Source organism: Arsenophonus sp. ENCA (assembly GCF_002287155.1).
In the GTDB taxonomy this organism is placed as follows: domain Bacteria; phylum Pseudomonadota; class Gammaproteobacteria; order Enterobacterales; family Enterobacteriaceae; genus Arsenophonus; species Arsenophonus nilaparvatae.
In genome coordinates this window covers 1-2,349 of record NZ_NHNG01000239.1, presented here as the reverse complement: position 1 = coordinate 2,349, position 2,349 = coordinate 1, and the positions used below count along the sequence as shown (strand labels likewise).

Genomic DNA, 2,349 nt, shown 5'->3' with positions numbered 1-2,349 from the left:
AGCACCCACGACAGTCAGCATTTCGAAAGGGTCATTGACAAGGCCAACACCAATCGCAATATCTACGCCGACCGAGGCTATCCCTCTGCGGAGCGGGAAGCTTGGCTGAAGGCAAACGGCTATAGGAGCCAGATTCAGCGTAAAGGCCATCGAAACAAACCGTTGTCCAAGACTCAGCAAGGGCGAAACCACAGGATTGCAAAGACTAGGGCACGGGTTGAACATGCATTTGCGGCGATGGAACAAATGGGTAGAAAACTGATCCGCACCATTGGACAGGTGCGCGCTAATTTTGCCATGACGATGATGGCAGCATGTTACAACCTAAAGCGGTTGGCGTACTTCCAGAGCGCGTGCATCGTGGCTTTCTGACGCCCAGAATGGGTCAAATGGCCCTAGCCAGGGCAATGTGCGATAGAATCAGTAGCGTGATAATCAAAAAAAATCTAATTATTTAGAATGAAAGCCAAGGGTTAATTGAAAATCTTGAGTTTTTCGAGGTGCCCTTATGAATATCAGTGACTCATAATGAATTTAAAAATAATTCATACAATTCAATATGTTAAATAAGTAAAAATCTGATTTAATAAATTTTAGGCCAAAAATAACATTGAAGATATTTTCATATAAAAAATTACTTATTTTACGATAAAAAATATATTATTCTTGATATAAAAATGTTTTATAAAATAAAGATATTCTCAATAGAGATGTTTTTATTTATAATTTAGAATATATAATACAAATAATAAAAGAAATATTTTTAAAAATATAATATAAAAATAATAATTTTTTAGTAAATAATACCTTAACTTATAGGCTTATAAACCATATTTAGTTATAAATTATTTATTAAAACAATTATCAATTTAATCAGCTTTAAAAACCCTTTACCTATGGCAAAGATATTCAGTACAGAAATAATAATTCACTAAGTTAGGAAGATGTTAATTTATATTTAGTCACTCTCTTTTGGTATCACATAAATACCTGCACCTGCTGTATTCTCATTAAAAAACCAAATACCAGTAGGATATTCAGGCAACTCAATTAAATACATTATTCCCTCATTAAAAGGCTCTATTAATCGAATAATACCTTCACGCATCTGCGCGCCATCAGTCTTTACTAAAACGCTATCATTGATTTTCATCGGTTATGCCAAAAATTAAATGTTGTACCAAAAATTTTACTACAAAATAATAAAGAAGCCTGCCGCTTGCACGACAGGCTTCAAGAAATCCATTTATTTAACTAATCTTAAAGAGCAGTTACATTCGCTGCAGCTGGGCCTTTCGAACCATCTTCAATAGTAAATTCTACATTTTGCCCTTCAGCCAGGGTTTTGAATCCATTTCCTTGAATGGCAGAGAAGTGAACGAATACATCTTTGCTACCATCAGAAGGAGTGATGAAACCAAAGCCTTTAGATTCGTTAAACCACTTCACTTGACCCTTCATTTTGTCAGACATGTGCCTTTTCCTATATAACTAATAAACATTGCCGCTTTCGGCAGGTATACAAAAGCCTACATCACTATTTAATTCATGGAAGCACTCAGCAAGAAACGGTCGAAAGGCTATCAAGGATAACGCTACTCATAACACATTAACTTAAATGTCGTAAATAAAATAGATCTGTTTATTAGGCTTCCTCCCATTAACGCACGAGTAGTTAATAATATCAATAGTTTTATGCTTTTGTTTAAGAAAAAAATCGAATTTTTTCAAGAATATTCTTCGTTAACCCAATAAATTAATAAAAAAATCAAAATGATCTAAATAAATCCATAAATATAAATTTTTTTTCTGTTTGGGACAATTCCTAATCAATGGAAATTTTGTTTAAAATAAGAGAAAAAAGATATGTCGATAACTCAAGCAATTTAATATACTAGTCTCAGGGTTTAGATTCATCTATAAATCTAATCAATTAAGGTAAATATCATGGATATGATAAAAGTAATCCTGAATGAAAATCTCTGCCAAATAAATAAACAGCAAAACCGTAATAATAGGCCTTATCTAAATTGGCAGTTTATTACTGCGCATCCATACCTATGTTATAGGAATGGTCATGACTTACTTGCTAATAGCGATTCTAATCTATCATACCTCATACTTTGGTTTGTACTGGACAATCGGTTTTACACTATTTTTTCTTTTGCTCGCCGCTGCATTACTGTTTGATATCAAACCAACATACCGCTTTAAGGATATTGTGATCAGACGTGAGATATTTAAAACGAAAACGTGAGATAAATGTGGGGAGATCCGGGGAGATGTGGGGAGTTCTGAGATGGAAAGTGTAATTCTATTACCGTCACGGTAACAGGATTACGGATGAAG

Annotated in this window: 4 protein-coding genes and 1 pseudogene; 3 read left to right on the top strand and 2 right to left on the bottom strand. The window is 33.9% G+C overall.

Annotated features, from left to right (window positions below; genetic code table 11):
• Positions 1-372 (top strand): transposase (locus CBG25_RS06170; protein ID WP_290603757.1); only part of this gene is annotated, 372 nt, incomplete at its 5' end.
• 586 nt (positions 373-958) lie between these two features.
• Here CBG25_RS06170 and dsrB read toward each other — a convergent pair.
• Both dsrB and cspE read right to left on the bottom strand, forming a co-directional pair.
• Positions 959-1,153 carry a protein DsrB gene (gene dsrB / locus CBG25_RS06165; RefSeq protein ID WP_290605340.1) on the bottom strand — a complete coding sequence of 65 codons (195 nt, stop codon included), beginning with the start codon at positions 1,151-1,153 and terminating at the stop codon, positions 959-961.
• Between the two features lie 107 nt (positions 1,154-1,260).
• Positions 1,261-1,473, bottom strand: a complete 213-nt coding sequence (gene cspE, locus CBG25_RS06160) for a transcription antiterminator/RNA stability regulator CspE (RefSeq protein WP_026823671.1) — start codon at positions 1,471-1,473, stop codon at positions 1,261-1,263.
• Between the two features lie 474 nt (positions 1,474-1,947).
• On the opposite strand from cspE, the pseudogene CBG25_RS21360 reads away from it, so the two are divergent.
• Positions 1,948-2,055: pseudogene (locus tag CBG25_RS21360) on the top strand (YlaC family protein); the annotation flags it as partial.
• 16 nt (positions 2,056-2,071) lie between these two features.
• On the top strand, positions 2,072-2,257 hold the full coding sequence (locus CBG25_RS21355) for a YlaC family protein (RefSeq protein WP_366212734.1): 186 nt from the start codon (positions 2,072-2,074) through the stop codon (positions 2,255-2,257).
• Positions 2,258-2,349: the final 92 nt, after the last annotated feature.

Excerpts from the sequence above, each read along its gene's own strand:
- dsrB (WP_290605340.1), bottom strand. The coding sequence starts at position 1,153 with ATGAAAATCAATGATAGCGTTTTAGTAAAGACTGATGGCGCGCAGATG.
- cspE (WP_026823671.1), bottom strand. The coding sequence starts at position 1,473 with ATGTCTGACAAAATGAAGGGTCAAGTGAAGTGGTTTAACGAATCTAAA.
- CBG25_RS21355 (WP_366212734.1), top strand. The coding sequence starts at position 2,072 with ATGGTCATGACTTACTTGCTAATAGCGATTCTAATCTATCATACCTCA.